At 62.1% G+C, this 25337-nt stretch carries 22 protein-coding genes and 2 tRNA genes; 9 read left to right on the plus strand and 15 right to left on the minus strand.

Going from position 1 to position 25337, the window contains the following annotated elements; all coding sequences use genetic code 11:
* Positions 1–115 precede the first annotated feature (115 nt).
* From CTATCC11996_RS02805 to CTATCC11996_RS02820, 4 genes are all read right to left on the minus strand, one after another.
* Positions 116–997 carry an ABC transporter permease subunit gene (locus CTATCC11996_RS02805; protein WP_003072805.1) on the minus strand — a complete coding sequence of 294 codons (882 nt, stop codon included), beginning with the start codon at positions 995–997 and terminating at the stop codon, positions 116–118.
* Positions 990–1778 carry a taurine ABC transporter ATP-binding protein gene (locus CTATCC11996_RS02810; RefSeq protein WP_003072826.1) on the minus strand — a complete coding sequence of 263 codons (789 nt, stop codon included), beginning with the start codon at positions 1776–1778 and terminating at the stop codon, positions 990–992. The genes CTATCC11996_RS02805 and CTATCC11996_RS02810 overlap by 8 nt, the downstream gene beginning before the upstream one ends.
* Positions 1779–1845: 67 nt before the next feature.
* Positions 1846–2853 carry a taurine ABC transporter substrate-binding protein gene (gene tauA / locus CTATCC11996_RS02815; RefSeq protein ID WP_003072828.1) on the minus strand — a complete coding sequence of 336 codons (1008 nt, stop codon included), beginning with the start codon at positions 2851–2853 and terminating at the stop codon, positions 1846–1848.
* 564 nt (positions 2854–3417) lie between these two features.
* On the minus strand, positions 3418–4839 hold the full coding sequence (locus CTATCC11996_RS02820; RefSeq protein ID WP_003072830.1) for an NAD(P)/FAD-dependent oxidoreductase: 1422 nt from the start codon (positions 4837–4839) through the stop codon (positions 3418–3420).
* 753 nt (positions 4840–5592) lie between these two features.
* On the opposite strand from CTATCC11996_RS02820, the gene CTATCC11996_RS02825 reads away from it, so the two are divergent.
* Positions 5593–5991: a nuclear transport factor 2 family protein gene (locus tag CTATCC11996_RS02825; RefSeq protein WP_003072832.1), complete on the plus strand. Its 399-nt coding sequence runs from the start codon at positions 5593–5595 to the stop codon at positions 5989–5991.
* A gap of 189 nt (positions 5992–6180) precedes the next feature.
* A complete protein-coding gene (locus CTATCC11996_RS02830; RefSeq protein WP_003072835.1) occupies positions 6181–7617 on the plus strand; it encodes an amino acid permease in 1437 nt (478 codons plus the stop codon).
* Between the two features lie 53 nt (positions 7618–7670).
* Here the strand turns inward: CTATCC11996_RS02830 and pdxR are convergent, their stop codons facing one another.
* Positions 7671–9194 carry a MocR-like pyridoxine biosynthesis transcription factor PdxR gene (gene pdxR / locus CTATCC11996_RS02835; RefSeq protein WP_034348092.1) on the minus strand — a complete coding sequence of 508 codons (1524 nt, stop codon included), beginning with the start codon at positions 9192–9194 and terminating at the stop codon, positions 7671–7673.
* Positions 9195–9470: 276 nt separating this feature from the next.
* Between pdxR and CTATCC11996_RS02840 the strand changes: the two genes are divergently transcribed.
* The 3 genes from CTATCC11996_RS02840 to greB all read left to right on the plus strand — a co-directional run bounded on the left by CTATCC11996_RS02840 (position 9471) and on the right by greB (position 10440).
* Positions 9471–9547 (plus strand) — tRNA-Arg (locus CTATCC11996_RS02840).
* Between the two features lie 148 nt (positions 9548–9695).
* Positions 9696–9772, plus strand: a tRNA-Arg gene (locus CTATCC11996_RS02845).
* Positions 9773–9873: 101 nt separating this feature from the next.
* Positions 9874–10440: a transcription elongation factor GreB gene (gene greB, locus CTATCC11996_RS02850; RefSeq protein ID WP_003072843.1), complete on the plus strand. Its 567-nt coding sequence runs from the start codon at positions 9874–9876 to the stop codon at positions 10438–10440.
* A gap of 135 nt (positions 10441–10575) precedes the next feature.
* On the opposite strand, the gene CTATCC11996_RS02855 is transcribed toward greB, so the two are convergent.
* The 5 genes from CTATCC11996_RS02855 to CTATCC11996_RS02875 form a co-directional block, all read right to left on the minus strand.
* Positions 10576–11907 (minus strand): lytic murein transglycosylase, encoded by a 1332-nt coding sequence (locus CTATCC11996_RS02855; protein WP_003072845.1) that lies wholly within the window; start codon positions 11905–11907, stop codon positions 10576–10578.
* A 120-nt stretch (positions 11908–12027) separates the two neighbouring features.
* Complete coding sequence (locus tag CTATCC11996_RS02860; RefSeq protein ID WP_003072847.1) at positions 12028–14283, minus strand: RelA/SpoT family protein; 2256 nt, start codon at positions 14281–14283, stop codon at positions 12028–12030.
* A 104-nt stretch (positions 14284–14387) separates the two neighbouring features.
* Positions 14388–14591, minus strand: coding sequence for a DNA-directed RNA polymerase subunit omega (gene rpoZ, locus CTATCC11996_RS02865; RefSeq protein WP_003052081.1), 204 nt, complete (start codon positions 14589–14591; stop codon positions 14388–14390).
* Between the two features lie 18 nt (positions 14592–14609).
* Entirely contained in the window at positions 14610–15239 is a 630-nt protein-coding gene (gene gmk, locus CTATCC11996_RS02870; protein WP_003072850.1) for a guanylate kinase, read from the minus strand.
* 61 nt (positions 15240–15300) lie between these two features.
* Positions 15301–16194, minus strand: coding sequence for a YicC/YloC family endoribonuclease (locus CTATCC11996_RS02875; RefSeq protein WP_034348093.1), 894 nt, complete (start codon positions 16192–16194; stop codon positions 15301–15303).
* Positions 16195–16283: 89 nt separating this feature from the next.
* Here CTATCC11996_RS02875 and CTATCC11996_RS02880 point away from each other — a divergent pair, with 89 nt between their 5' ends.
* From CTATCC11996_RS02880 to hemW, 4 genes are all read left to right on the plus strand, one after another.
* Positions 16284–17315: a serine/threonine protein kinase gene (locus CTATCC11996_RS02880; protein WP_034348094.1), complete on the plus strand. Its 1032-nt coding sequence runs from the start codon at positions 16284–16286 to the stop codon at positions 17313–17315.
* The gene (locus CTATCC11996_RS02885) at positions 17312–18217 is read left to right on the plus strand and encodes a PP2C family protein-serine/threonine phosphatase (protein ID WP_003072858.1); all 906 of its coding nucleotides are present in this window, start codon (positions 17312–17314) and stop codon (positions 18215–18217) included. Before CTATCC11996_RS02880 ends, CTATCC11996_RS02885 begins: the two co-directional genes overlap by 4 nt.
* 94 nt (positions 18218–18311) lie before the next feature.
* Entirely contained in the window at positions 18312–18911 is a 600-nt protein-coding gene (locus CTATCC11996_RS02890) for a non-canonical purine NTP pyrophosphatase (RefSeq protein ID WP_003072860.1), read from the plus strand.
* 198 nt (positions 18912–19109) lie between these two features.
* Complete coding sequence (gene hemW / locus CTATCC11996_RS02895) at positions 19110–20339, plus strand: radical SAM family heme chaperone HemW (protein WP_003072861.1); 1230 nt, start codon at positions 19110–19112, stop codon at positions 20337–20339.
* A gap of 14 nt (positions 20340–20353) precedes the next feature.
* Here the strand turns inward: hemW and CTATCC11996_RS02900 are convergent, their stop codons facing one another.
* From CTATCC11996_RS02900 to CTATCC11996_RS02920, 5 genes are all read right to left on the minus strand, one after another.
* The gene (locus tag CTATCC11996_RS02900; RefSeq protein ID WP_223305692.1) at positions 20354–20701 is read right to left on the minus strand and encodes an I78 family peptidase inhibitor; all 348 of its coding nucleotides are present in this window, start codon (positions 20699–20701) and stop codon (positions 20354–20356) included.
* Between the two features lie 164 nt (positions 20702–20865).
* Entirely contained in the window at positions 20866–22203 is a 1338-nt protein-coding gene (locus CTATCC11996_RS26445; protein ID WP_003072865.1) for an SPOR domain-containing protein, read from the minus strand.
* Positions 22204–22301: 98 nt separating this feature from the next.
* The gene (gene fahA / locus CTATCC11996_RS02910; RefSeq protein ID WP_003072873.1) at positions 22302–23615 is read right to left on the minus strand and encodes a fumarylacetoacetase; all 1314 of its coding nucleotides are present in this window, start codon (positions 23613–23615) and stop codon (positions 22302–22304) included.
* Positions 23616–23734: 119 nt separating this feature from the next.
* Positions 23735–24556, minus strand: coding sequence for a 3-hydroxybutyrate dehydrogenase (locus CTATCC11996_RS02915; RefSeq protein ID WP_003072875.1), 822 nt, complete (start codon positions 24554–24556; stop codon positions 23735–23737).
* A complete protein-coding gene (locus CTATCC11996_RS02920) occupies positions 24553–25287 on the minus strand; it encodes a GntR family transcriptional regulator (protein WP_003072877.1) in 735 nt (244 codons plus the stop codon). The genes CTATCC11996_RS02915 and CTATCC11996_RS02920 overlap by 4 nt, the downstream gene beginning before the upstream one ends.
* Between the last annotated feature and the right edge of the window lie 50 nt (positions 25288–25337).

A 25337-nucleotide genomic window follows, 5' to 3' on the forward strand; every position in this document is an offset into this window, starting at 1 on the left:
GAGCAACTATACCCAGCAAGCCAAAAAAAGAGGCGGCGGGAAGGCGCAATGTCTGCTCCGTCGCCTGCTTGTCCGACTACTCCCCGCCGCTCGCGCAGGCGGGAAGTGACAGGGCTTACATGCGTCCCTTCCATGGAACCAGGCGCTTTTCGACCCAGCGCATGAACAGATCGAACACATAGGCGATCACACCGATGACGATGATGCCCATGATGACGATGTCGGTGCGCAGGAAGTTCGAGGCGTTGAGCACCATCTGACCCAGGCCCACGTTCGCTGCCACCATTTCGGCGGCAACCAGAGTCGTCCAGCCGAAGCCGATGGCAATGCGCATGCCCACCAGAATGTCGGGCAGGGCAGCCGGCAAGATCACATGGCGGATCACCTGGAAGTAGCTCGCTCCCATCGAATAGGCGGCATTGATCTGCTCCTGAGCTGCGCTGCGCATGCCCGATCGGGCTGCCAGAGCCAAGGGTGCAAAGCAGCTCAGGAAGATCAGCAGAATCTTCGGCGTTTCATCGATGCCGAACCAGATGATGATCAGCGGCAGATAGGCCAGTGGCGGCAGGGGGCGGTAGAACTCGATGGGGGGGTCGAAGATGCCGCGTGCAAAGCGCGACATCCCCATCGCGATGCCCAGCGGAACGGCAATCAGGAAGGCCAGCCAGAACGCCACGGTCACGCGCAGCAGACTTGCCGAGAAATGCTGCCACAGCGGTTTGTCGTTGGCCTGCCCGGTCAGGTATTCATAGAACTGCTGAAACACCGCCTGCGGGCTGGGCAGGAACAAGGGCTTGATCCAGCCGAGATTGGTGGCGGCGAACCACAGTGCCAGCAGCAAGGCCACGGTGACGATGCTGATGCCGAGGCTGGAGCCTTCGCCGGGGGTCTTGAAGCGACTGGTCTTCACCGGTCCTGACGCCTGCGGGGCAGTGGCCTTGGGCTGCACGCGCGCTGTCGTGGCGGGCAGATGATTGATTTGGACTGCTTCAGACATTGGCAGGCTCCCGGTGGTGAATCAGACTCAGAACTTCTTCGCGCATCCTGATGAAGTCGGGGCGCGACTTGACGGCACGCGCATCGCCGGTGCGCAGAAACTCATGGCAGAACGGCATGTCGTCGTAGACATGGGAGATGCGGCCCGGGCTGGGGCTCATGACGATCAGCCGGCTGGCGAGAAACAGCGCCTCCTCCACCGAATGGGTGATGAAGAACACCATCTTGTGGGTGGCATGCCATACCCGCAGCAGGATTTCCTGAACCTGCTCGCGCGTGAAGGCATCAAGCGCACCCATGGGTTCATCCATCAGCAGCAGTGCCGGATCGTTGGCCAGCGCACGGGCAATGCCGACACGTTGCTGCATGCCGCCAGACAGTTCATAGACGGCACGCCTGGCATAGTTCTGCAAGCCCACGAGACCCAGTTTCTCTTCGGCGATCTGCGTGCGCGTCTTCAGATCCATGCCGCGCATGCGCAGTCCCAGCGCGACGTTGTCGATCACATTGAGCCATGGCATCAGCGCATGCTTCTGAAACACCACCCCCTGATTGGCTCCGGGGCCCTGAATGGGTTTGCCGTCCAGCAGGATCTGGCCGCTGGAAGGTGCCAGAAAGCCTGCCATGCAGTTGAGCAGTGTTGTCTTGCCGCAGCCCGATGCACCCAGAGCGACCACGAAGTCGCCTTCATGCATGGTCAGGTTGACGGGCGCCAGGGCCTGCAAGTGCCCGCCCTTGACCTCGTAATTGACGGTCAGGTCACGTATATCCAGAGTCGGCATGACATTGCCCTCCTATGTGAAACAAAGCTGGGAGCCACGACGGGAAACTCCCGTCGTGGGCGGGCAGTCAGCGGCCGATTGCCTGCTTGACATAGCTGCTGTTGACGTACGCGGCGTAGTCGGGCTTGACCTCCTGGATTCGTCCCTGCGACTTCAGAAACGTTGCGGTATTGGTCATTGCCTTGGCCGCACCGCCTTCCAGCCACTGCACGCCGAGCTGCTCCTCGGCGCTGGGGAAGCGGTAAAGCGCCATGGCTGCGGGCACGTCTTTGGGGTCGGCCTTGCTCCATTTGGCAATCGCCTTGATCTCGGGCGAATCGGGAGTCCACCTGGCCAGGTTGTCGCGCACCTGGGCGCTGGCCCGATTCAGGGCCTTGATGAAGGCCACCATGAACTGGGGATTTTCCTGGGCGAACTTGCTGCTCACGGCAATGCCCTCAAAGGTGGGATAGCCCATCTGCGCAATGGAGCCGGAGGTGGCAATCACCTTGCCCTTTTGCTTGACCTTGGCCAGCACCGGGTCCCAGACAAAGGTGCCGTCAATATCGCCGCGCTCCCAGGCTGCGGCAATCTCTGGTGGGCGCATGTTCATGATGTTGACCTTGCGTGCGTCAACGCCTTCCTTGCCCAGGGCCGCGACCAGCTGGTAGTGTGCGGTGGAGACGAACGGCACGCCTATGCGTTTGCCCTCCATGCTCTTGAAATTGCTGATGCCGCCGCCATCACGTGCCACCAGGGCTTCGGCGCTGGCGATGTCTGCAGAGATCCAGAGCAGCTTGATGTCCTGCCCCTGACTGGCGGCTGCGGTCAGCGGGCTGGATCCCACCTCTCCCATCTGCACGTCACCCGAGGCCATCGCCCGTATCACGTCGCCGCCGCCCGAGAACATGCGCCAGTTGATCTTGTAGCCCGTCTCCTTTTCCACCTCGCCCGACTCCATGACCAGTCGCAGAGGCACCAGCATGTCCTGGTTGGCGAAGGTCACGGTTTTCTGCTGCGCCAGCGCGAAGCCGGTCATGGCCAGTGCTGCTGTCGCGGCACCCGCTTTCAGCATCCATCGTTTTTGCATTTTCATTGCCAATTTCTCCTTGGTTAGAGCGATATCGGTTGAAGACTTAGACCAGAGAACCCTTGCTGTGCTCACTCTTGCTGACTTGCTTTCCCATTCCCGCTTCTGGCTGAACCGGTTGAAAGCCGCATCGCGAGGCTCAAAGAGCTTTCTCAGCGGATCGTAGTGAGCAACCTTGTGAGGCCAGTAGGGCCAGTTGATGTGAATCGTTAGGTCCAGTCGCGCACGGCCCCGGATGGTGCGTGCAGCACGGGTTGGCGTGCACCGCGACCGTGCATTGCAAAGCCTTGCATGGCGCGGCTTGCACGGGATATCTCGGTTCTGGTGGGAGGCGTTTTTGCGGTGTCTGCATGGGCTTAGGTGGTTTCACTGATCGCGGACAGATGCGGGAGGATCGGGCTGTCCGAGAGGCATGAGCGCTTGCGCAATATGCGTGCCACAGGGGCGGCTTTTCCTGTGGCCGGGACGCCCGAGAGGGGGCTGCACCGCATCCGTAGATAGGATGAAAAAAAGCACCTTCCTTGCGGAAGGTGCTCTTCGTTGCGTGAAGCCGGACGGCGGCTGGCAGGGTCAGTTTTTCTCGTCGTTCATGTGATACCAGTGGTAGAGAAAGCGCTGGCCCATGCGGCGAAATGGTGCAAATGCCTCCGAGCGCACCATATTGAACACATTCGGATATTCGAGCGATGAGTTGTAGATTGGCAACTCGAAGGCCTTGAGGTTCTGGCCTGCGATGCGCTGGGCCATGCGACGGCCTGCATGCGCAGAGAACGACACGCCATTGCCGCCATAGCCGACCGCATAGAAGACGCTTTGCCTTGGATCGGGCTGGGTGATGCGCGGCATCATGTCGTGGCTTACATCGACCCAGCCCCACCAGGAGTAGTCCACCTGGATTCCCTTGAGGGCCGGGAACTTGTGGTGCAGGCCCTCGACCAGCTTGGCCATATGGACCGGATTGGGCGCATCGGCGCCGGTGATCGAGCTGCGGCTGCCGATCTGCACGCGGTTGTCGGGCAGCTTGCGGTAGTAAAAGCGCAGGGTGCGGGTGTCGGTGATGACTTGCGTGGTCTTGAAATTGGTGGCGGCCAGCTCTTCTTGCGTCAAGGGCCTGGTGACCAGCGAGTTCGAGAGAATCGGCATGATCTTGGAGCGCAGGCTGGGGTGAAGGCCGTTGCTGGTATAGCCGCCGGTGGCAAAGCCGACGGCGCGTGCCTTGACCGTGCCGCCCGGTGTCTGCAGGTAATGCACGCCGTTTCGCGTTTCCATGCCCAGCACGGGACTGGCGGGATGCACCTTCACTCCCAGCTCGCGGGCCTTGCGCAGATAGCCGAATGCCAGCTTGAGCGGATGCACGCCAATGCCGTCGGGCTCATGCATCGCGCCACGGCAGTCGGCGTCGTCGACATAGTCGCGGCGCACTGCGTCGACGCTGAGTATGCGGGCGTCATAGCCGAAGACTTCGCGCATGACGCGGGTCTCGTTGCGCAGAAAATCCATTTTTCGGTCGCGGTGGGCAATATACAGATGCCCTCCCGGTTGCGGCTCGCATTCTGGAAACTCGGCAACCAGGTTCTTGAAGGTGTCGAATCCTTCGCGGATTTCCGCGTCCAGCTTCAGGGCCACGTCCTTGCCCCAGCGCTCTATCCATTGGGAACGATACAGACGGCCGCTGGCATTCTGGCCCTGGCCGCCGTTGCGGCTGGTGCAGCCCCATGCGCTCTGGTTGGCTTCGAGAACCACGGCGCGAATACCGTGTTCGCGGGCCAGAAACAGCGCAGTGGACAGGCCCGTGAAGCCCGAGCCGACGATGACCACATCGGCTTCCATGTCGCCGCAGACCGGACCATCGTCGTCAGGCGGCCTGCCTGCCGTTCCTACCCAGTAGGTCGGAGCGTAGCCGGCGCCATGTCCGGGGTTTCTTGCAACCAGGGGGTCGTACTGCGGGTCGTATGGATTCAGATGGCTGGGGCGGATGTCCTCGGCTTTCATGGCGGTCGTCTCCTGGTGTGGCTGCGTTTGAAGCGGCGCTCTATTGCTATGGAATTGATGTGCGCAAAGTCAATGCTGATGCACTGCTTGCGATGTCCAGAGCAGCATAGCCAGCCCCCTGTGTCGCTGGTTAGGGCCACGGCACAGGTTTTGATGGAGCCAGCGTGCAAGCCTGGCCATCCGAACCTCGGGATTGCCGCAGAGGGGCTGCGGCGAGTCTCTTGCAAACCGGGCGCCCCATCGAGTCGCACTCGCCAGGCGGGGCTGCGCGCTGGCCTGCTTCAGGCCGGCATGACCAGGCGGTGTCACTCGCCACCTCGGGGGGATGTATTGGAGTCCACCGCAACCTGTGCAGCCAGCGGGTGTTGCCGTGAACTTTCCCTGCGCCTGCGGCGGCGATGACCGCATTGAGCGTGTTGATGCTCTCCTATCGTTTTCACCTAAATGAGGCAGCACAAGAGGCGTTTGCCGACGGGCGTCGGCCTGCATCCACAAGAGCTGCGGCAGAGCGTCTCGCTCAGAGGAAATGCGGCCTTTTTCAAGGCATTTTTTCGGTGCGTGCCGCCGTCTTTGCGCGAGGGGTCCGCGCCTTGCGCGGCAAGGCCTTGGACTTAACGATAGCCAGCAACTGGTCCTACGAAATGGAGCCAGTGCTACCTACCATGAGCCATCGGAATTTCAGGCATTTTTCGATCGAAAGGGGTCGCTTTTGCAATGGTCGGCCCCATGACATGACAGCAATCTGGAGAGCATATGAGCAAGCAAGAATCCCAACCCGATGTCCAGTTTCTGGCGCGTTTCTCCGACGCGTGGAATCGGCATGACATTGACGCATTGATGGACTTCATGGCCGACGAATGCGAGTTTCACGCCGTAGCCGGCCCTGATCTGATGGGGCGCAGCTTTGTGGGCCGGGAGGCGGTGCGCGAGGGCTTTCAGCTGGCCTGGCAGGCCTTCCCCGATGCCGCCTGGGTGGACGGAGAGCATTTCGTCCAGGGCGCGCGCGGCGTCTCGGAAAGCACCTTCAAAGGCACCAAGGCCGACGGCCTGCGGGTAGAGGCGCGCATGGTCGATGTGTTCACCTTTCGCGACGGCAAGATCGCCGTCAAGAACGCCTACCGCAAGGATCGTCCTCCAGTGGCGCTTTCCTGACACACGTCAGGCCTGCGGGCACACCTTCTTGCCTTACGGTGGGAGGCGTTGCACGCAGGGCTTCTCACGACAATTTTCAAGCAGATAACTGAACGACCACGGCAACGGCCTGCACGAGCAGCAAGGCACGACCAGATACATAAAGCCGTGGCGACCGGCATTCCCATGCCGGCAAGACAGGAGACAAAAATGATTGGAAATCCGCATTCGTCGCTGGACGGGCTGTCGCACAGCCTCAAACAGCGGCACATGACCATGATTGCCCTGGGCGGCGTCATCGGAGCCGGGCTGTTCGTCGGCAGCGGCGTGGTCATCAAGTCGGCCGGGCCGGCGGCCGTCATCTCTTTTCTGATCACCGGCCTGCTGGTGGTGCTGGTGATGCGCATGCTGGGCGAGATGGCCTGTTCCATGACAGGCGGCTCGTTTTACGAGTACGCCCGGGAAGCCTGGCGCGACCGGCCCGCCGTGGGGCAGCTGGCGGGGTTTCTGACGGGCTGGATGTACTGGTACTTCTGGGTCATCGTCGTGGCCATCGAAGCGGTGGCGGGGGCCGAGCTGGTGCGCTACTGGCTGCCCGACGTGCCGGCCTGGAGCATCAGTCTGGTCCTGCTGGTCATGATGACGCTGACCAATCTGGTCTCGGTCAAATCCTTTGGCGAGTGCGAGTTCTGGCTGGCTTCCGTGAAGGTGGCGGCCATCGTGGTGTTTCTGTTCATCGCCGGCGTCTATGTGCTGGGCCTGACACCGGGAGGCGGCGGAATGCATGTCGCCAACCTGAGCCAGAACGGTGGCTTCATGCCCAACGGCATTGTTCCGGTGCTAACGGGCGCGGTGGCCGCGACCGGCTTCTATTTCGGCGCGGAGATTGTGACGATTGCGGCGGCCGAAACCGCTGAGCCCCAGAAGGCCGTGGCCAAGGCCACGAATTCGGTCATCCTGCGCGTGCTGGTGTTCTATGTGGGATCGGTGCTGCTGGTGGCCTGCCTGGTGCCATGGAACTCCACCGGCATGTCCACGCCCTATGTCAGCGCTCTCGATGCCATGGGCGTGCCGGCCGCAGCCCAGATCATGAATGCAGTGGTGCTGACCGCCGTGCTGTCGGCGCTCAACTCCGGGCTTTATGCTTCGTCACGCATGCTGTTTGCGCTGACGCGACGCGGCGATGCGCCCAAGGTGCTGGCCCAGGTCAGCCGCAACGGCGTGCCCGTGTACGCGATTTTGGTGGCCACATTGTTCGGCTACGGCGCCATCGTCATGTCCTATCTGTCTCCCGACAAGGTGTTCGCCTTTCTCGTGAACTCCTACGGAACGGTTGCCATCTTTGTCTACATCCTGATTGCGATTTCCCAGCTGCGCCTGCGCTCGCGTCTGGAGCGCGAAGCGCCGCATCTGCTCAAGGTGCGCATGTGGTGCTTCCCCTATCTGACCTGGCTGGCGATTGCGGGCATGCTGTCCATCGTGGTGGCCATGGGCTTCATTCCCGAGCAGCGCACGCCGCTGGCCCTGGGTGTGGCCAGCCTGTGCATCTTGCTGATTGCCTATCGCGTGCGCCAGGCGTTGCGGCGCGGAATGAGTCCCGAGGGGCTGCTCGACGAGCTGGCTCCGCCCAAGCTGCACAAGAGTTGATGAGACCAACAAAAGCCCCGGACCCTGAGTCCGGGGCTTTTTGTTTTGCGCCTCTACAGGCAGTGCATGGCTTCTGCCAGGGCCTTGATGCCCTGGGAGATTTGTCCCGCAGGAATGGATTGGTAGCCCAGGCGTATGAAGTTGCCCGTGTTGCGAGGGGAAGTGAAGAACACATCGCCGGGCTCGATCAGCACTCCATGCTCGGCGGCCTGGCGTGCCAGTGACTGTGCGGGCACATGATCGGGCAGTTGCACCCAGCACGAGCCGCCGCCGCGTACCGGCGTGATGCGGCATTGGGGCAGGTAGCGAGCCATGGCTGCCGTCAGCTCGGCATGACGCTCTTTCTGGGCCTGGCCGAGGCGGCGCAGCTGGGCTTCGTAGTGGCCCAGCGAGATGAACATGGCCAATGTGCGCTGGATGAAGGTGGACGGATGGCGGATCATCAGACGGCGTAGCGCGCGCAGCTCCTTGATCAGCTCGGGCGGGGCCACGATATAGCCCACGCGAAGGCCGGGTGCCAGACTCTTGGAGAGACTGCCGATATAGATCACGCGGTTGTTGCGGTCCAGGCTTTTGAGTGCCGGGATGGGTTGTTCGTCGAAGCTGCTTTCGCTTTCGTAGTCGTCCTCGATGATGATGAGATCGTGCTTTTGTGCGGCCTCGAGCAGGGCTTCGCGCCGCTCCAGCGGCATGGTGACGCCGGTGGGGCACTGATGGCTGGGCGTGACGTAGAGGTACTCGAGCTTGCGCATGGCATTGACGATAGGCAGTCCATCGCCATCCACGCCAATGGGGATGACCTGCGAGGTGCGGCTGCTGAAGATATTGCGCGCATCGGGGTAGCAGGGGTTTTCGATGCCGATGGAGGTGCCCTCGCGCATCAGCAAATCGGCCACCATGTAAAGCGCATGCTGGGCGCCGACAGTGATAATGATTTCGTCGGGTGACGCCCAGACGCCGCGGCGCGGCAGGATCTTGGTCTGCACCTGCTGGATGAGGCTGTCGTCGTCGCGGGTGATGTGATCGGGTGCCCACATGCGGATGTCCACCACGCCCAGGGACTTGAGGCAGCATTCGCGCCAGGCGGCCGTGGGAAACAGTTCCTTGTCGAACTGGCCGTAGAGAAACGGATAGGGGAACTGCTGCCAGTCGTCTTCCTTGACGATGCTGCGCTGCAGGCTGGGGCGCAGCCACAGGCGGCGCGACCAGTCCGTGTGCGCCTCGGTGTCCGCATTCCTGATGTTGCCGGGGTTGCGCTCTGCGGTGCGGCCCTGCAGTACATCGGGGTGGATGAAATGGCCTTTTCTCTCGCGGCTCAGCAAAAAGGCCTCTTCGGTCAACTGCTGGTAGGCCATGACCACGGTGATGCGGCCCACGCCCAGCAGCTTGGCCAGCTCACGACTTGAGGGGACGGCATCACCGGGCGCGAGAATGCCGGTGAGGATGGCATCGACCAGCATTTCGCGAATCTGGCCCTGCAGGCTCAGCGAGGGCCTGGCGCTGCGGCGAAACAACTGCTCCCACATGGCCACGGATGGAGGAATCGAAGGCGAGGCCTGTTTTCTGTCTGTCGTCATTGATGATTCTGAATGCACTGGCGCAGCCCGTGGTGGCCTGGAGCGACCGGCTGCCCTGACGCGCGGGATCTGGTTCTTTGGGGTCCATGAACGAGACATCGCAGAGGCCGCCAGCAGTTTGCTGGCGGACCGGTTTCAGCGCTCGAGATTAGCGCATATGCATGTGCTTGGAATCAGGCTTTTCATGTGGTTGCACGCGCGCAGCGGCGCCCGGAATTTGAAAATTCCGGGAGACTTTTCTTCAAGTCTGAAAATAAGTATATAATTCGAGGCTTAGCGGCTGTAGCTCAGCTGGATAGAGTACTTGGCTACGAACCAAGGGGTCGTGGGTTCGATTCCTGCCAGCCGCACCAAACGACAAGCCTCAGAACTGAAAAGTTCTGAGGCTTTTTCGTTTCTGCTCTGCCTGTTGCCGCGGGGCTGACGGGCCTGGAGGGTCTTGGAAGAAAAATTCGGGTTTTCACCGAGTAGCTTCAAAAACTGTATATAATTCGAGGCTTAGCGGCTGTAGCTCAGCTGGATAGAGTACTTGGCTACGAACCAAGGGGTCGTGGGTTCGATTCCTGCCAGCCGCACCAAACGACAAGCCTCAGAACTGCAAGGTTCTGAGGCTTTTTCGTTTCCGGGCTTTGACGAGCCCTGGCCTGATCAGTCCTCGATCTGTGTGAAGATCGGCCTCATGAGCAAGGCTTTCACCAAAGAATCGGACGGCGACGACGATGATGACGTCGGCGCTCTGCCGCCATTGCCCGCAGGCGGCAAGAACTACATCACGCCCCGGGGCTACCAGCGCATCAAGGACGAGCTGCTGGATCTGATCGACAACGAGCGCCCCAAGATCGTGGAGATCGTACATTGGGCGGCCAGCAACGGCGACCGCTCCGAAAACGGCGACTATCTCTACGGCAAGAAGCGCCTGCGCGAGATCGATCGCCGCATCCGCTTTCTGACCAAGCGGCTGGAGATCGCCGAGGTCGTCGATCCTGGCGTGCACGCAGGCAGCGACCAGGTCTTTTTCGGCGCCACGGTCAGCTACGTGGATGACGAGGGCGTGGAGCGCACCATCACCATCATGGGCATTGACGAGGCGGACAGCGCGCAGAACCAGGTCAGCTGGATTGCCCCGGTTTCGCGCGCGTTGCTCAAGGCGCGCGTGGGCGATGAGGTGGCCTTGCCCACGCCGGCCGGCGTGCGCATGCTGGAGATTCTGGACGTCAGCTATCCTGAGCCCACAACTCGATCCTGAGTTCAGCGGCAACAAAAAAGCGCGGTTTCCGTATCGGATGCCGCGCTTTCATTTTGTGAGCTGCACTCGCTTGATGTTCAACGGTTTCAGATAGTTTTAGTATTGAAATCATTGATAGATAAGCGATAAAAGCTATTATTTTTGAGGCTGATTGCCAGCCTGCAGGCGTTGCAGCAGCTCCAGCGTGGGGTAACCGTCTGCCGCCAGACCCTGGCTCTGCTGGTACTGACGAAGCCCTGCGCGGGTGGCCGGACCCATCACGCCGTCGGCCGCTCCGGTGGCAAAGCCGAGCTGCGTCAGGGCGGTCTGCAGCGCCCGTGTCTGCTCACGCGTCAGGGCGCCGAGATCGCGCGGCCATTCGGCGCTGATGCCGCCATTGCCTGCCAGTTGCGATGCAAGCAGGCCCACGGCGAGTGCATAGTTGGTGGAGTTGTTGTAGCGCAGGATGGCGCGGAAGTTGCTGCCCACCATGAAGGCCGGACCACGGGCACCGGCCGGTGCAATGATGCTGGCTCCGGCCATCGCGGGCAAGGCCTGGCCGTTCACGCTTTGAACGCCTTCTGCAGCCCAGGCATTGCTGTTCTGGCGCGTGGAAAGTTCGGTGCGCGCGTAATCGAAATTGGCTGGCAGGCGCACTTCAGCGCCCCAGGGTTCGCCAGGGTTCCAGCCCGAGCTTGCAAGATAGTTGGCCGTGGAGGCGGCCACATCGGCCATGGAGCCCCAGATGTCGCGGCGGCCGTCTCCATCGGCATCGACTGCATATTGCAGGAAGACCGAGGGCAGAAACTGGGTGTTGCCCATGGCACCGGCCCACGAGCTGATCATATGAGCGGCATCGATGTCGCCGTTGTCGATGATGCGCAGCGCGGCAATCAGCTCCTTCTGAGCCCATTCGGCGCGGCGGCCGTCGAAGGCGAGAGTGGCCAGTGCATCCACGGCCGAGAAGCTGCCGAAATTGCTGCCGTAGTTGCTCTCCATGCCCCAGATGGCTGCAATCACGGGTGCCGGCACGCCATAACGCTGGCTGGCCGCTTGCAGACTGGCTGCGTATTCCTGCATCTTGAGCTTGCCGGTCTTGATGCGCTGTGCGGAGACGGCGCTATCGAGATACTGCCAGGGTGTGCGCGTGAACTCGGGCTGCGAGCGGTCGAGCTTGATGATGCTGGGCTGCAGCTTGGCGCCGGCCAGGGCGCTGCGCAGTGTGCGCTCCGAAATGCCTGCTGCGCGTGCGCGTGGGGCAAATTCCTGCTTCCAGTGTGCAAAGTTGCTGGCCTGTATGGGACTTTCCATCGCTGCTTCGTCAGTGCCTTGCTCTGTTTTGGCAGGCTGTGCCGGTTCGGACACCGCTGCTGCTGGAGGCTCGGACCGGGTGGCGCAGCCTGCGAGCAGGGCTGTTGCGATGGCGGTGATCAGCAACGGCTGACGGACATTCAGAAGCGAAGGTGCGGTTTGGAGCATGAATGCCATTGTCGCTTGCTGCCGTGGCCTGAGGGCTGTTGCATGGCGGGATAGCGCCCGCAGAATGCAACAAAATCTTTCGCCCATGAAAAAGGCCGCCCGAGGCGGCCTTGTGGAGCATGGCGGAGGTCAGGCCATGACGCGGCTGGCACGAATGACCGAGTGCAGGCGGCGCAGATTGCGCAGCGCATTCTCCAGCTGAACGCTGTTCTGCACGGAGATGACAAAGCGCAGGTCGGTGGTGCCGATCGCGGCTTCGTCGGTCATCTCGACGCGCACGATATCGGCTTCGGCGTTCGATAGCTCGGCCGCCACGCGGGCCAGCACGCCCTTGTTGTTTTGCACCGTGACCACGATGCCGGCCTCGAACAGGCGCGTGACGTCGTCGGACCAGTCCACCGTGATGAAACGGTCGGCATCCTTTTCACGCAGCTTGATGGCATTGTTGCAATGGGCGTGGTGCACGACCAGGCCCTGACCGCCCAGGTAGCCCAGAATCGGGTCGCCCGGCACGGGGCGGCAGCAGTGCGAGTAATAGACCGAACTGCTCTCGTCGCCGTTGAGCGTGACCGCGCCCTGGAAGGGGCGGTTGTGCGTGTTGAAGCGCTCCTGCGTGATGAGCAGGGCATCCGGGCGCACACCCTGCTTGGTCATGAAGCTGGTCATGCGCGCGGCCACCAGGGAGGCGATGCGGCGACCCATGCCGATATCGACCATGAGGTCTGCGGGCGTGCGGTTGCCCGTGATGCGCAAAATCTCGTCCCAGACGCCCTTGTTGGCATCGTCCTGCGACGGTACGCTGTCAATGCCTTCGGCACGCAGGGCCTGGGCCAGCAGCGTTTCTCCGAGCTGGCCGGCTTCGGTCTGCGCCGCATTCTTGAGGTAGGAGCGAATCTTGGAGCGGGCGCGTCCGGTTTTCACAAAGCTCAGCCAGGCCGGATTGGGCGTGGAGGTCTCGGAGGTGATGATCTGCACCACATCGCCGCTCTTGAGCTCGGTGCGCAGCGGCACTTCTTCGTCATTGATCTTGGCCGCCGTGGTGCGATGCCCGATCTTGCTGTGGATGGCGTAGGCAAAGTCCACCACCGTGGCGCCGCGCGGCATGGCCATGATCTCGCTCTTGGGCGTGAACACGTACACGGCATCGGGAAAGAGGTCCACCTTGACGTGATCCCAGAACTCCGCCGCGTCGCGGGTCTCGTTCTGGATATCGAGCAGGGACTGCAGCCACTGGGTGGACAGATGCTCGGAGTCATGACCTTGCTGCGCCTTGTACAGCCAGTGGGCCGCGACGCCGGCCTCGGCCACGATGTTCATCTCTTCCGTGCGAATCTGGAATTCGATGCTGACGCTGGAGGGGCCGACCAGCGTGGTGTGCAGCGACTGGTAGCCATTGCTCTTGGCAATGGCGATGTAGTCCTTGAAGCGGCCCGGCATGGGCTTGTACTTCTGGTGCAGCACCCCGAGGGCCGTGTAGCAGTCCAGCGTCTTGGGGACGATGATGCGAAAGCCGTAGATGTCGGTGACCTTGGCAAAGCTCAGCTGGTTCTTCTGCATGCGCTGGTACAGCGAGTACAGCGTGCTCTCGCGGCCCAGCAGCCGCACTGGCAGACTGTGTGTGGCAAAGGCAGTGCTGACCTCATCCTGCACGCGCTGCACCAGATCACGGCGGCGCGTGCGCGAGCGGTCTATGGCTTTTTCCAGCGTGGCATAGCGCCAGGGATGCAGATGCTTGAACGACAGATCCTGCAGCTCGCGATAAGTCTGGTTCAGACCCAGGCGGTGCGCGATGGGAGCGTAGATCTCCAGTGTCTCGGACGAGATGCGGCCCCACTTGCTGCGCGGCATGTCGCTCATGGTGCGCATATTGTGGGTGCGGTCGGCCAGCTTGATCAGGATGACGCGCACATCGCGCGCCATGGCCAGCAGCATCTTGCGAAAGGACTCGGCCTGGTTTTCCTCGCGGGTATTGAACTGCAGCTTGTCCAGCTTGGTCAGCCCGTCCACCAGCTCGGCCACATCCTCGCCAAAGCGCTCCTTCAGATCCAGCTTGGTGATGCCGCAATCCTCCATGGAGTCATGCAGCAGGGCCGCCATCAGCGCAGGGGCGTCGAGCTTCCAGTTGGCGCAGATCCCCGTGACCGCGATGGGGTGGGTGATATAGGGGTCTCCACTGCTGCGCCACTGATCTGTATGTGCTTGATCTGCGTAGACATATGCCTGGCGCACGCGCTCGGCGCTGTCGGCATCCAGATAGCCCAGATGCTCCATCAACCCGTCAAAAGCAGCAGCCGACACACGTGCAGCCTGCTCAGCGGGCATGCGCTGAGGCTTGGCCGGTGCCGTAGAAGAAGGTGCAATCGTCGAGTTCTGGGCCGCTGTCATATTCCTTAAATGTAGCCTGCAAGTACCGAGTGCAAGGTGATAGGTACAAAAAAGCACCGACGAGCGGTGCTTAATTGTCTATTTTGGTGCTGCGATGCAACAGCTTAACCCGGCACCTTCTTCAGCATTTCCAGGCCTACCTTGCCGTCTGCGATTTCACGCAGGGCAGTGACGCTGGCCTTGTTCTTGGTTTCAATCTTGGGGGTATGGCCTTGATTGAGCATGCGGGCGCGGTAAGTCGCGGCCAAAACGAGCTGGAAGCGGTTGGGGATCTGCTCCAGGCTATCTTCAACAGTAATGCGTGCCATCAGGAACTCCGGGAACGGTCAGTTGGATTCAGGGATATTGAGCGACTCGAAGGTGTCGGCGCGAAGGCGCCGCTGGGCCGCATATTTGAGGCGTTGCGCGTGAATGATCGCCTTGAGATCAAAGAGCGCACTCTCAAACAGTTCGTTGATTATAACGAAGTCGAATTTTGCGACCTGCGCCATTTCCTCTTCGGCGTTCTTCAGGCGCATTTCAATGACTTCGGGTGCGTCCTCGCCGCGATTTTCCAGGCGCGCGCGCAGCTCGTCCCAGCTGGGCGGCAGGATGAAGATCAGCACGGCATTGGGAAAGGCCTGCTTGACCTGCAGGGCGCCCTGGTAGTCGATCTCGAGCAGCACATCGGTGCCGCTCTGGATGCGCTCTTCAAGAGACCTCTTGGCCGTGCCGTAGCGGCGGCTGTGCACATTGGCCCATTCGACAAAGCCGCTGTTGGCGACCATGGCATCGAACTCGGCGTCCGAGACGAAGTAGTACTCGCGGCCGTGCTTTTCCTGGCCGCGCGGCGCGCGCGTGGTGTGGGAGACGGAGGGGTAGACGCGTGCGTCGAATTCACGCAGAGCGCGTACCAGAGAGGATTTGCCGGCACCGCTGGGTGCCGACACGACAAATAGATTTCCGGGATGGTCCATGACTTTGGGCATGACTTTGGGCATGAATCGAGCGTACGGGGTAGGTACGCTCAGGGCTTGCTTACTCGATGTTCTGCACTTGTTCGCGCATTTGCTCGATCAGCACCTTCATGTCGACGCTGATGCGGGTCAGCTCCAGCGTGGCTGATTTGGAGCCGAGGGTGTTGGCTTCACGGTGCAATTCCTGGATCAGGAAGTCCAGGCGCTTGCCGATGTCGCCACCCTTTTTGAGCAGACGCTCGATTTCGTCGAGGTGAGAGCCCAGACGCGTGACTTCTTCTGCCACGTCGATGCGGATGGCAAAGGCCGTGGCTTCGGCCAGGGCACGGTCCTGGGCGGCCTCGGGGGCAACCGAGCCTTCACCGAGGGCCATGGCCTCCTTCCAGCGCTCGAGGAACTTCTGGCGCTGCTGCTCCACCAGTTGCGGCACCAGCGGTGCGGCGGTCTTGGCCAGCGCGCGCAGCTGCTTGATGCGGTCGAGCAGCATGTCGGCCAGGCGCTCGCCCTCACGGGCGCGAGCTGCGAGCAGTTCGGTGATGGCCTGTTCGGCCAGGGCCGGAGCAATCTCGCTCCAGTCCGTGGTGGCGGAGGCGGTGCCGCTGCACAGGCGCAGCACATCGGCCACGGACAGGTCGCGTGCCTTGGGCAGCCAGGCCTGAACCGAGTCCTGCAAGGTCACAAGGCGTTGCAGCTGGGTGGGTGCGGGAATGGGCAGGGATTGGTTGCTGGAGACGTCGATGGCGGCTCGTACTTCCACCTTACCGCGCTTGAGGCGCGCGGTGAGCAAGGTGCGCAGGGCCGGTTCAAGGGCGCGCAGTTCGTCGGGAAGGCGGAAGGACAAATCCAGAAAGCGGCTATTGACCGCACGGATCTCAAGGCCCAGACGGCTGTTGGACTGGGACTCTTGACCACCCTCAACGGATGCGCTGTGCTGGGCACTGGCGTATCCGGTCATGCTGTAAACTGGCATTGGACTTTTGATGGATGCTTGCAATTTCCCGATTATCCGGGTTTCGTATCATCCTTGAGGTTTACCGGTAAAAAATGTCTACAAAAACCAAGCCAGCCCCCCTACCGTCGGGCAGCACAATAGGCGGATACCGGGTGGTGCGCAGGATTTCCTCGGGGGGGTTCGGGATTGTCTACCTGGCTCTGGACGCCGATGGCCAGCAGGTAGCGATCAAGGAGTACCTGCCAGCTTCGCTTGCCACTCGGGCACCTGCCGAACTGCAGCCCATGGTGGCGCCAGAAAAACTGTCCCTCTATCGACTCGGGCTCAAGAGCTTTTTCGAGGAAGGACGCTCGCTGGCGCAGATTTCCCACGCCTCCGTGGTGAGCGTGCTGAATTTCTTTCGCGAAAACGAAACCGTCTACATGGTGATGAACTACCTGGAAGGGGCGACCCTGCAGGAGTTCATCGTCACGGCGCGCGAGCTCAAGGCCGACAAGGTGTTCAGGGAGTCGACGATTCGCTCTCTGTTTGACGAGGTGCTGCGCGGCCTGCGCATCGTGCATCAGCACAAGATGCTGCATCTGGACATCAAGCCCGCCAATATCTTCATCACCAATGACGACAAGGCCGTGCTGATCGATTTCGGCGCGGCGCGTGAAGTGCTGTCCAAGGAGGGCAACTTCATTCGTCCCATGTACACGCCGGGCTTTGCTGCCCCTGAGATGTACCGGCGCGATTCCCAGCTGGGTCCCTGGACCGATATCTACGCCATTGGCGCCTGCATCTATGCCTGCATGCAGGGCATACCGCCCAACGAAGCTCCGCAGCGTCAGGACAAGGACCGTCTGGCCCTGGCCTTGAACAAGCTGCGCGGCGTGTATTCGGACAATCTGATCGAGGTGGTGGAGTGGTGCATGGCCATGGATCCGCTCTCGCGCCCGCAGTCGGTATTTGCTCTGCAAAAAGAGCTGAGCCGTGAAGGCGAGCGTCGCTATACCAAGCTCAGCATGCAGGAGCGCATGCGCATGCAGTTTGACAACATGGTGCAGGACGCCAGGAAGAATCTTCAGAAACTCGGCGGCTCCGAACGTGGAGCGGTGACCGACAGCAATCGCAAACCATGAAATTTTCCGTCTTCCAGCTCAGCCGCCGAGGAGGCCGTGCCCTCAACGAAGACCGCATGGGCTACTGCTATACGCGAGAGGCGGCGTTGTTCGTGCTGGCGGACGGCATGGGCGGGCATCCGGACGGCGAAGTGGCCGCACAGATAGCATTGCAGGTGGTTTCCACGCTTTTTCAGCAAAAGGCCAAGCCCATGCTGGAAGAGCCTGCCCTGTTTCTGGAAGAGGCGCTGCTGCATGCCCATCGCCAGATCCTGCGTTATGCCAGCACCAAGGGCATGATGGACACACCGCGCACCACGCTGGTTGCGGCCGTGCTGCAGGATGGCAAGGTGACCTGGATTCACTGCGGCGACTCGCGTCTGTACTGGGTGCGCGACGGGCAGCTCGTGGAGCGAACGCGGGACCATTCCTACAGCGAGATGCGCAAGGTCTCCGGTGCGTTGGCACCGGCCAACCGCAATGTGCTGTTCACCTGCCTGGGCTCGCCTTCCAAGCCCATCTTCGATGTGAGCGAGACAAGGCGGCTTGAAGAGGGCGATCAGCTGATGCTGTGCTCCGATGGTCTCTGGGGGGCGGTCCCGACACCGGAAATTCTCCAGATCATGAGTGGCAAGGCCGTGGCCCATTTTGTGCCCATGCTGGTCGATACGGCGCTCAAGCGAGCCGGGGACGCCAGCGACAATGTCACCGTGCTGGCACTGGTATGGGAAACGCCGAATAATTTCGAACCGTCTTCCATCTCCACGCAGGAGATCGAAGGTCAGGGCTTCGAGTCCACGATACAGGTGGGGCCGATCGACGAATGCGAGGATGAGCTCGACGATGAGGCCATCGAGCGATCGATTGCAGAAATCAACGAGGCCATACGCCGTTCGGCACAGCGCCAGAAAGCCAAGACCTGAACACGGTTGCGCGCTGCAATAGGCACTGGCTTGAAACTACTGAATCAATAGCTGATTGCGCAAGCGCCATAAGCGCTTGCATGGATTTTTTATTATGAAAATTGTGCTGGCATCCAACAACCGCGGAAAGCTCGTCGAGTTGCAGGCCATGTTTGCCCCGCTGGGCGTGGAGCTGATCCGCCAAGGCGATCTGTTCGAGGGAGAAGCTCCCGAGCCCTATGGCACCTTTGTGGAGAATGCCCTGTCCAAGGCGCGCTTTGCGGCCGAGAAGACCGGCTTGCCCGCCATTGCCGATGATGCCGGCATGTGTGTGGATCATTTCGGCGGTCTGCCCGGTGTGGACACGGCCTACTATTGCACCCAGTTCGGCTACGAGAAAAGCGACGAAAACAATGTGCGCGCGCTGCTCGAGCAGATGCAGGGCGTGACCAACCGCCGTGCCGCCATGGTCAGCACCCTGGTGGGCGTGCGTTCGCCCAAGGACCCTGAGCCGCTGATTGCCGTAGGTCGCGTGCAGGCTTTGCTCACGACCGAGCGCCGTGGCAGCAATGGCTTTGGCTTTGACCCGGTACTGCTGATCCCCGAGCTGGGCTTGACCTTTGCCGAGATGGAGCCTGAGCTCAAGCATGCACACAGCCATCGAGGACTTTCTTCTCGGAAGATGATCGCGATGGTGAAAGAGAGATGGTTATAACCAGCGGTCTTTGACCGCACTCCCCCTGAGGCGCTTTGCCCAGGCGGCCCCGCGCCTTCCCCCCTTTCTCTGCGCGCTATGGAAGGGGGACGACAGCCTCGCTGCGGGGCGGCCTAGGCCCTTGCTTGCTGTCCCCTGGTTGGGGTGTGCTAGTTTTAGCGGCGTCGGTTTTGTTTGCGCTAGAAAAGCATATTTCCCATGATCCCCATTCAGCCTCAAACAGAGACTGCCGAAGCGGCGGTGCAGCGCGACATTCAGCACTACATGCGTCCCGGCACATTGCAGCTGGGCAGCCTGCCGCCGCTGTCGCTGTATGTGCACCTGCCCTGGTGCCTGAAGAAATGCCCGTATTGCGACTTCAACTCGCATGCCTGGGCCAAGGGGGATGCACTGCCCGAGGACCGCTATATCGATGCCCTGATGGCCGATCTGGAGAGCGCACTGCCGCTGATCTGGGGGCGCACGGTGCACAGCGTCTTCATGGGCGGGGGCACGCCCAGCCTGTTCTCGCCCGAGTCCATAGACAAGCTGATTGCCGGTCTGCGTGCGCGTCTGCGCATGGAGCCCGATTGCGAGATCACGATGGAGGCCAACCCCGGCACCTTCGAGAAGGACCGCTTCAAGGCTTTCCGGGCGGCTGGTGTGAACCGTCTGTCCATAGGAGTGCAGAGCTTTGACGACCGCTATCTGCAGGCCGTGGGGCGCGTGCATGATGCGGCGCAGGCCCAGGCGGCGGTGCGCGAGGCGGCCGACAATTTCGAGACCTTCAACATCGATCTCATGTATGCGCTGCCCGGCCAGAGCTTGGACGATCTGCAGCGCGATGTGGACACGGCACTGTCGTTTGCACCGCCACATCTGTCGATTTATCACCTCACCATCGAGCCAAACACCTATTTCGCCAAATATCCGCCCGTGGTGCCGGAGGACGATACGGCCTATGAGATGCTGGACCTGATCACGGCCAGCACCCAGGGAGCCGGCATGCAGCGCTACGAAGTCTCGGCCTATGCCAAGGATGGTCACCAGTGCTTTCACAACAGCAACTACTGGCAGTTCGGTGACTATCTGGGCATTGGCGCTGGTGCGCACAGCAAGCTGAGCTTTGCCCACCGCATCGTGCGCCAGGTGCGTTTCCGCGATCCGGCCCGCTACATGGACATGGCGCTGGCCGGAACGCCCTTGGCACAGGACAACGAGGTCAAGCGTGCCGAGCTGCCGTTCGAATACATGCTCAACGCGCTGCGCCTGCGCGGCGGCTTTGCCTTGCAGGAGTTCATGGAGCGCACGGGCCTGCCCATGTCGGCCATTTCCAAGGGGCTCGATCAGGCCCAGGCCAAGGGCCTGATCAGCCGTGATCTGGGCCGCGTGGTGCCCACCGAGCGCGGCTTTGACTTTCTGAGCGACCTGCAGGAAATGTTCCTGTAAGTCCTGCTGGGTGCTCAGCCGCAGCGCAGCGCCGTGATCTTGCCTGCGTCATTGGTGATGACGTTCAGGCGCTCCTGGTTGTATTCCATGGTCGCGGGCTGACCCTCGCGCAGCACGCGCAGCAGATACGAGCCGGATTTCTGGCGGATGGTCTCCAGCGTCGACGCCACCGTGTTGTGGCCGATATAGATCTGTACGGGCTCCGCATGGCATACCTGCAGTTGACGCGCAGGCGGGGCGGTCGTGCCGCCTGCGACCGTGCCGTTGCTGGCGCAGCCAGCCATCAGCACAGCCATGCAGGCAGCAGCCATGCCCAGCAAAGGGCGGGTGGAAATATGCAGATTGGGTGTTCGATGCTTCATGCCCCACACCATAGCGCCCCCCAGGTCCCCGCGCCTGCCAGACCAGGCCCCGATATGCAAGCGGGTGCAACAAGGTTGTTGGCGAAATTGATAGCTATAAACGCAATGCAATCAAGGGATTTACTGTGTTTTTTGCATAAGTTCCTGGCGTGCTTGCGTCTGGTCTATGGCTTGTGGGTTTCGTCCGCACTCTGAAAGATGCCGGCTTCGATATTTGCGGCCTGCAGCTTGCGCGCAGCCTTTTCAGCGCGCTTTCGGCTCTCGAAGGGGCCGCTGCGCACTCGGGTGACTTCCCCTTTGTTGCTGCTCATCTTCTGCGTCAGCGCGGGCAGTCTGGACTTTTGCAGCTGCGCCAGTACCTTGTCTGCATTGCCGGCCTCGGAATAGACGCCCAGATTCAGATAGAACTTGCCAGGAACCAGATCCGAGCCGGCTTGCGGCGCCGCTTTTGACGCCGCTTGTGACGCAGCTGTTACGGGCTGCTCTTTGGGCTCTGCCGCAGGCTTGGCGGCGGGCTTGTCAGCCGGTGCTGCCGGCGGTTTTGCGCTGGGCTCGGCCTGGGCCGCCGTCTTGTCTTGCACCTGGGCAGGTGCTGGAGGCGCCGCTTTGCCGGCGCTGCCGTCCGTTTCGGCTGCGGCGGTGGGCGCCGGCTCTGGCGGGCGGGTCTCGGGCTGGGCGGCTGCGGCGGGACCTGCCGGGGCCGGGCTTGCCATGGGGCGAGGGGCGGAGGCGCTGTCTGCAGCGGGCCGGGTGATGGCTGCAGGCTCCGCACTCCTGGGAGGTACAGGGTTGCCTGCGGGCAGCAATGCCAGGCCTGCGCCTGCGAGCGCTGCAACAGGCAGGGCCAGCACCAGCATGGCTGCGGTTCTGTTGCGAGGAGAGCCGACTTGTGCCTGCAAGGCGGCATGGGCGGCAGCCATATTGGGTGCGTCCGTGATCGCCTGCAGCGTCTGGGCCCTGATCTTGCGCCAGTACCAGCCATTGCCCAGCAGGCCGGGTACGGCCACGGCGACCAGCCACAGCGCAATGCCCAGGCCCAGAGCCATGGCTTCGGGCAGAGCCGGGCGCAGGCCAAACCACCAGATCAGCGCGGTTGCCGTGACGGCTGCCAGGTATTTGGCAGCCTCGCGCCACAGGCCGTGCAGGCTGCACCAGGCCAGGGTCAGCAAGGCGGCCGCCATATTCCAGCTGGGCAGGCTGCGGTCCAGGGCATCGAAGCGTTTGAACTGGGCCAGGTAAAAGTCGCGCGAGCGCGGGTTCAGGCGGCTGGCATAGAGTTGGGGCAGCAGGCCGCTGTCCTCCTCTTCAGTCGCAGCGCTCTGCCCGGGCTCGTGTTGCAGACTGTGCTGCATGGAATAGGCCGCGGCTGCAAAGGCTCCTGCAATGGAGGCAGGCAGGGGGCTGGCATCCGAGCGTGCAGGCTGGTCCAGCACGGGCTCCTGGCGCTGGTTTCGGCCAGCAGGGGCGAGCGCAGGGGTGGGGGTGTCCGAAGCGGAAGGCATGGCTGCAATTGTGTCATGGCGTTACGAGCGGGCTGAAGGCAGATTCCCAACAAAAAACCGGCGCCAGGCCGGTTCTTTGGGGGATGGCCGAGGCGCGCTCAGGCCTGGTGCGCGGGCAGCACGGTGGCGCGGCATTCGCCAAAGCCGATGCGCGCGACTCCGGGCTTTTCGCACCAGCCGGTAAAGACCACGGCATCGCCGTCGAGCAAGAAGGTGCGGGTTTCGCCGTTGCTCAGGCTCAAGGGCTTTTTGCCGCCTTCGGTGATTTCCAGCAGGGCGCCGGCTTCGGCCATGGTGGGGCCGGACAGCGTGCCCGTGCCCAGCAGGTCGCCGGGTTGCAGATCGCAGCCGTTGACGGTGTGGTGGGCAATCAGCTGGGCCATGGTCCAGTAGGCGTGGCGGTAGCTGGTCCGGGTGATCTGCTCGGCGGCCTTGCCTTCGGCGCGCATCTTCTCGGTCTGGATGGCGACCGTGAGCTGCACATCGAGCGCACCGCGCTGCGAGTTTGCCTCGCAGCTGAGGTAGGGCAGGGGCTGCGGGTCCTCGGAGGGGCGCACGAATGCCGTGCGATAGGGCTCCAGTGCTTCCAGCGTCACGATCCAGGGCGAGATGCTGGTGGCGAAGTTCTTGGACAGAAAGGGGCCCAGTGGCTGGTACTCCCAGGCCTGAACGTCGCGTGCCGACCAGTCGTTGAGCAGGCACAGGCCGAAGATGTGGTGTTCGGCGTCCTCGATGCCGATGGCCTCGCCCCAGGCATTGGCCGAACCTGCATAGATGCCCATCTCCAGCTCATAGTCGAGGCGGTTGCAGGGCTTGAGCACGGGGTCGGAATCGGGGGCCTTGAGCTGGCCGTTGGGGCGCTTGAAGTCCACGCCAGAGATGCGGATGCTGGAAGCACGACCGTGGTAGCCGATGGGCACCCACTTGTAGTTTTCCATCAGCGGGTTGGTGGGGCGAAACAGCTTGCCCACATTGGTGGCGTGATGCACAGAGGTGTAGAAGTCCGTGTAGTCGCCCACCTGTGCGGGGACGCTGTACTCCACATCGGCCTGGGGCACGAGGCAGGCCTTGAGGGCGGCTTCTTCGGCGGCGCCGGCACGCAGGGCGCGCGACAGGGCCAGGCGCAGGGCCGACCATGACGCAGGGCCCATGGCCATCAAGCTGTTGAGCTGACCCTGCGCCGCTGCTTCGACCTGGGCCTGCACATCGCCGCTCAGTGCCTGGGCATCGCGAACGGCCGCCATGTCCAGCACCTGGTCGCCAATCGCCACGCCGCCGCGAAAAGTCTCGCTGCTGTTCTTGCGGCGAAAGACTGCAAATGGCAGGTTCTGGATGGGGAAGTCGCTGCTGCCTGTGTTGGCGCAGGTGACCCAGCTTTGCAGGCCGGCGTCGTGGGTTTCGTTCAATGCCATGTTCGTCTCCTTAAACGATTTGAATAAAAACAGGCTGCAGCGCTGATCTGCTGTGCGCTGTCAGCCATTGATCTATGACCGATCTATGACTGATCGATGGGATCTGGCTTGTGGACCTTTCATGCCGCGGTGAAGCCTCCATCCATATTCCACTGTGCACCACGCACCTGGGCGGCGTTGTCGCTGGCCACAAAGCTGACCAGCGCCGCAACCTGCTCCACCGTTACAAAAGCCTGCGAGGGTTGCTTGGCTCCCAGCAATTTGGCGCGGGCTGCGGGCTCGTCCAGGTTTTCGCGCAGCGCCAGGGCCTGGATCTGGGCCTGTACCAGCGGTGTGAGCACCCAGCCGGGGCAGATGGCGTTGCAGGTCACGGGCGTGGTGGCCAGCTCCAGCGCCACGGATTTGCTCAGGCCCAGCAGGCCGTGCTTGCTGGCCACATAGGCGGGCTTGTGGGCCACGCCGACCAGGCCGCTGACGGATGCCATATTGATGATGCGCCCCCAGCCGCGCTCCAGCATGGCCGGTGTGCAGGCTTGTATGGTGTGAAACGGTGCGCTCAGGTTGACGGCCAGCATGGTGTTCCACTGGGCCGCAGGGAAGCTGAGCACTGACTCCACATGCTGCATGCCTGCGTTGTTGACCAGAATGTCCACTTCCCCCAGATCGGCGGCAATACGTCGGGCCAGGGGAGCAATGGCTTCGCCGTCAGCCAGGTCGAGCGCGTAATAGCGGGCTGCCACACCCAGTGCCTGCAGCTCGGCCAGCTGGGCATCGGTGCGAGCGCTGGGGGCGGCGCTGCCATGCAGGGCAATGGCGGCACCTTCGCCGGCCAGTTGTCTGGCAACGGCCCAGCCTATGCCGCTGGTGGAGCCGGTGATCCAGGCCACGCGGCCGCTATGGGGCTTGGAGAGCTGCTGGACTTGGGGCGGGACGGTGTTCATTTGAGCAGGTCCATTTCGATATGCACGTATTCGCTGATGAAGCGTACCTTGGCCCAATAGACGATCAGGCCTTGTGGATTGCAGGCCCAGCGTAGCGCCTGCATCAATGGCGTGCCCAGCGGCACGCCCAGATGCTCGGCAATCAGCTCGTCGGCCGGGGCTACGCTCAGATACTGGCGGGCCGTGGCGATCTGCGCTGGATCATTTCCCAGCGCCTGAGCCAGCGTGGTGCGCTCCAGCTGTTCCTGCAGCCTGGGGTAGAGGTTCTGTTCCAGGTACAGCTCGGACAGGCAAAAGCGTGCATCGCCGTGCTTGTGCACGCGCAAAAAATAGGTATAGGCAGGGGCCAGTTCGCCAGGGGAAGGGAAGCCGGCCGGAATGGGCGGCACGCAGTCATTCGCCTGCTGCAGCGTGGTCTGCTGAATCTGCTCGCCAAAGGCCACCAGCTCCTGCCAGGTCGTGGGCAGCAAAAAGGATGGGGGCTTGTAGGGCTGGCCCACGACCTTGGTGCCGCCGCGCTTGCGGGTCTCCAGCAGGCCTTCGTCGACCAGCGCATGTACAGCCATGCGCACCGTGGTGCGCGAGACGCTGTGCAGGGCCTCAAGCTCCTCGACCGTGGGAATGCTTTGTCCGACCGGCCACTCGCCCGTCGCTATCTTGTTGCGAAACAGCCGGGCCAGCTGCAGGTGCAGCTTGTCGCGAGATTGGGAGGCGGTGGACGTAGCAGTCATAAGCAACGGTTTCGCGGGGCAGTGTAGCAAATAAAGTATCTAAAAAAGTA

Origin of the sequence: Comamonas testosteroni ATCC 11996, assembly GCF_000241525.1 — a bacterium.
Taxonomy (GTDB): Bacteria; Pseudomonadota; Gammaproteobacteria; order Burkholderiales; family Burkholderiaceae_C; genus Comamonas; species Comamonas testosteroni.

Bases quoted from the DNA above. Each gene is read 5' to 3' on its own strand.
- CTATCC11996_RS02805 (WP_003072805.1), bottom strand. From the start codon at position 997: ATGTCTGAAGCAGTCCAAATCAATCATCTGCCCGCCACGACAGCGCGC.
- CTATCC11996_RS02810 (WP_003072826.1), bottom strand. From the start codon at position 1,778: ATGCCGACTCTGGATATACGTGACCTGACCGTCAATTACGAGGTCAAG.
- tauA (WP_003072828.1), bottom strand. From the start codon at position 2,853: ATGAAAATGCAAAAACGATGGATGCTGAAAGCGGGTGCCGCGACAGCA.
- CTATCC11996_RS02820 (WP_003072830.1), bottom strand. From the start codon at position 4,839: ATGAAAGCCGAGGACATCCGCCCCAGCCATCTGAATCCATACGACCCG.
- CTATCC11996_RS02825 (WP_003072832.1), top strand. From the start codon at position 5,593: ATGAGCAAGCAAGAATCCCAACCCGATGTCCAGTTTCTGGCGCGTTTC.
- CTATCC11996_RS02830 (WP_003072835.1), top strand. From the start codon at position 6,181: ATGATTGGAAATCCGCATTCGTCGCTGGACGGGCTGTCGCACAGCCTC.
- pdxR (WP_034348092.1), bottom strand. From the start codon at position 9,194: ATGACGACAGACAGAAAACAGGCCTCGCCTTCGATTCCTCCATCCGTG.
- greB (WP_003072843.1), top strand. From the start codon at position 9,874: ATGAGCAAGGCTTTCACCAAAGAATCGGACGGCGACGACGATGATGAC.
- CTATCC11996_RS02855 (WP_003072845.1), bottom strand. From the start codon at position 11,907: ATGGCATTCATGCTCCAAACCGCACCTTCGCTTCTGAATGTCCGTCAG.
- CTATCC11996_RS02860 (WP_003072847.1), bottom strand. From the start codon at position 14,283: ATGACAGCGGCCCAGAACTCGACGATTGCACCTTCTTCTACGGCACCG.
- rpoZ (WP_003052081.1), bottom strand. From the start codon at position 14,591: ATGGCACGCATTACTGTTGAAGATAGCCTGGAGCAGATCCCCAACCGC.
- gmk (WP_003072850.1), bottom strand. From the start codon at position 15,239: ATGGACCATCCCGGAAATCTATTTGTCGTGTCGGCACCCAGCGGTGCC.
- CTATCC11996_RS02875 (WP_034348093.1), bottom strand. From the start codon at position 16,194: ATGACCGGATACGCCAGTGCCCAGCACAGCGCATCCGTTGAGGGTGGT.
- CTATCC11996_RS02880 (WP_034348094.1), top strand. From the start codon at position 16,284: ATGTCTACAAAAACCAAGCCAGCCCCCCTACCGTCGGGCAGCACAATA.
- CTATCC11996_RS02885 (WP_003072858.1), top strand. From the start codon at position 17,312: ATGAAATTTTCCGTCTTCCAGCTCAGCCGCCGAGGAGGCCGTGCCCTC.
- CTATCC11996_RS02890 (WP_003072860.1), top strand. From the start codon at position 18,312: ATGAAAATTGTGCTGGCATCCAACAACCGCGGAAAGCTCGTCGAGTTG.
- hemW (WP_003072861.1), top strand. From the start codon at position 19,110: ATGATCCCCATTCAGCCTCAAACAGAGACTGCCGAAGCGGCGGTGCAG.
- CTATCC11996_RS02900 (WP_223305692.1), bottom strand. From the start codon at position 20,701: ATGAAGCATCGAACACCCAATCTGCATATTTCCACCCGCCCTTTGCTG.
- CTATCC11996_RS26445 (WP_003072865.1), bottom strand. From the start codon at position 22,203: ATGCCTTCCGCTTCGGACACCCCCACCCCTGCGCTCGCCCCTGCTGGC.
- fahA (WP_003072873.1), bottom strand. From the start codon at position 23,615: ATGGCATTGAACGAAACCCACGACGCCGGCCTGCAAAGCTGGGTCACC.
- CTATCC11996_RS02915 (WP_003072875.1), bottom strand. From the start codon at position 24,556: ATGAACACCGTCCCGCCCCAAGTCCAGCAGCTCTCCAAGCCCCATAGC.
- CTATCC11996_RS02920 (WP_003072877.1), bottom strand. From the start codon at position 25,287: ATGACTGCTACGTCCACCGCCTCCCAATCTCGCGACAAGCTGCACCTG.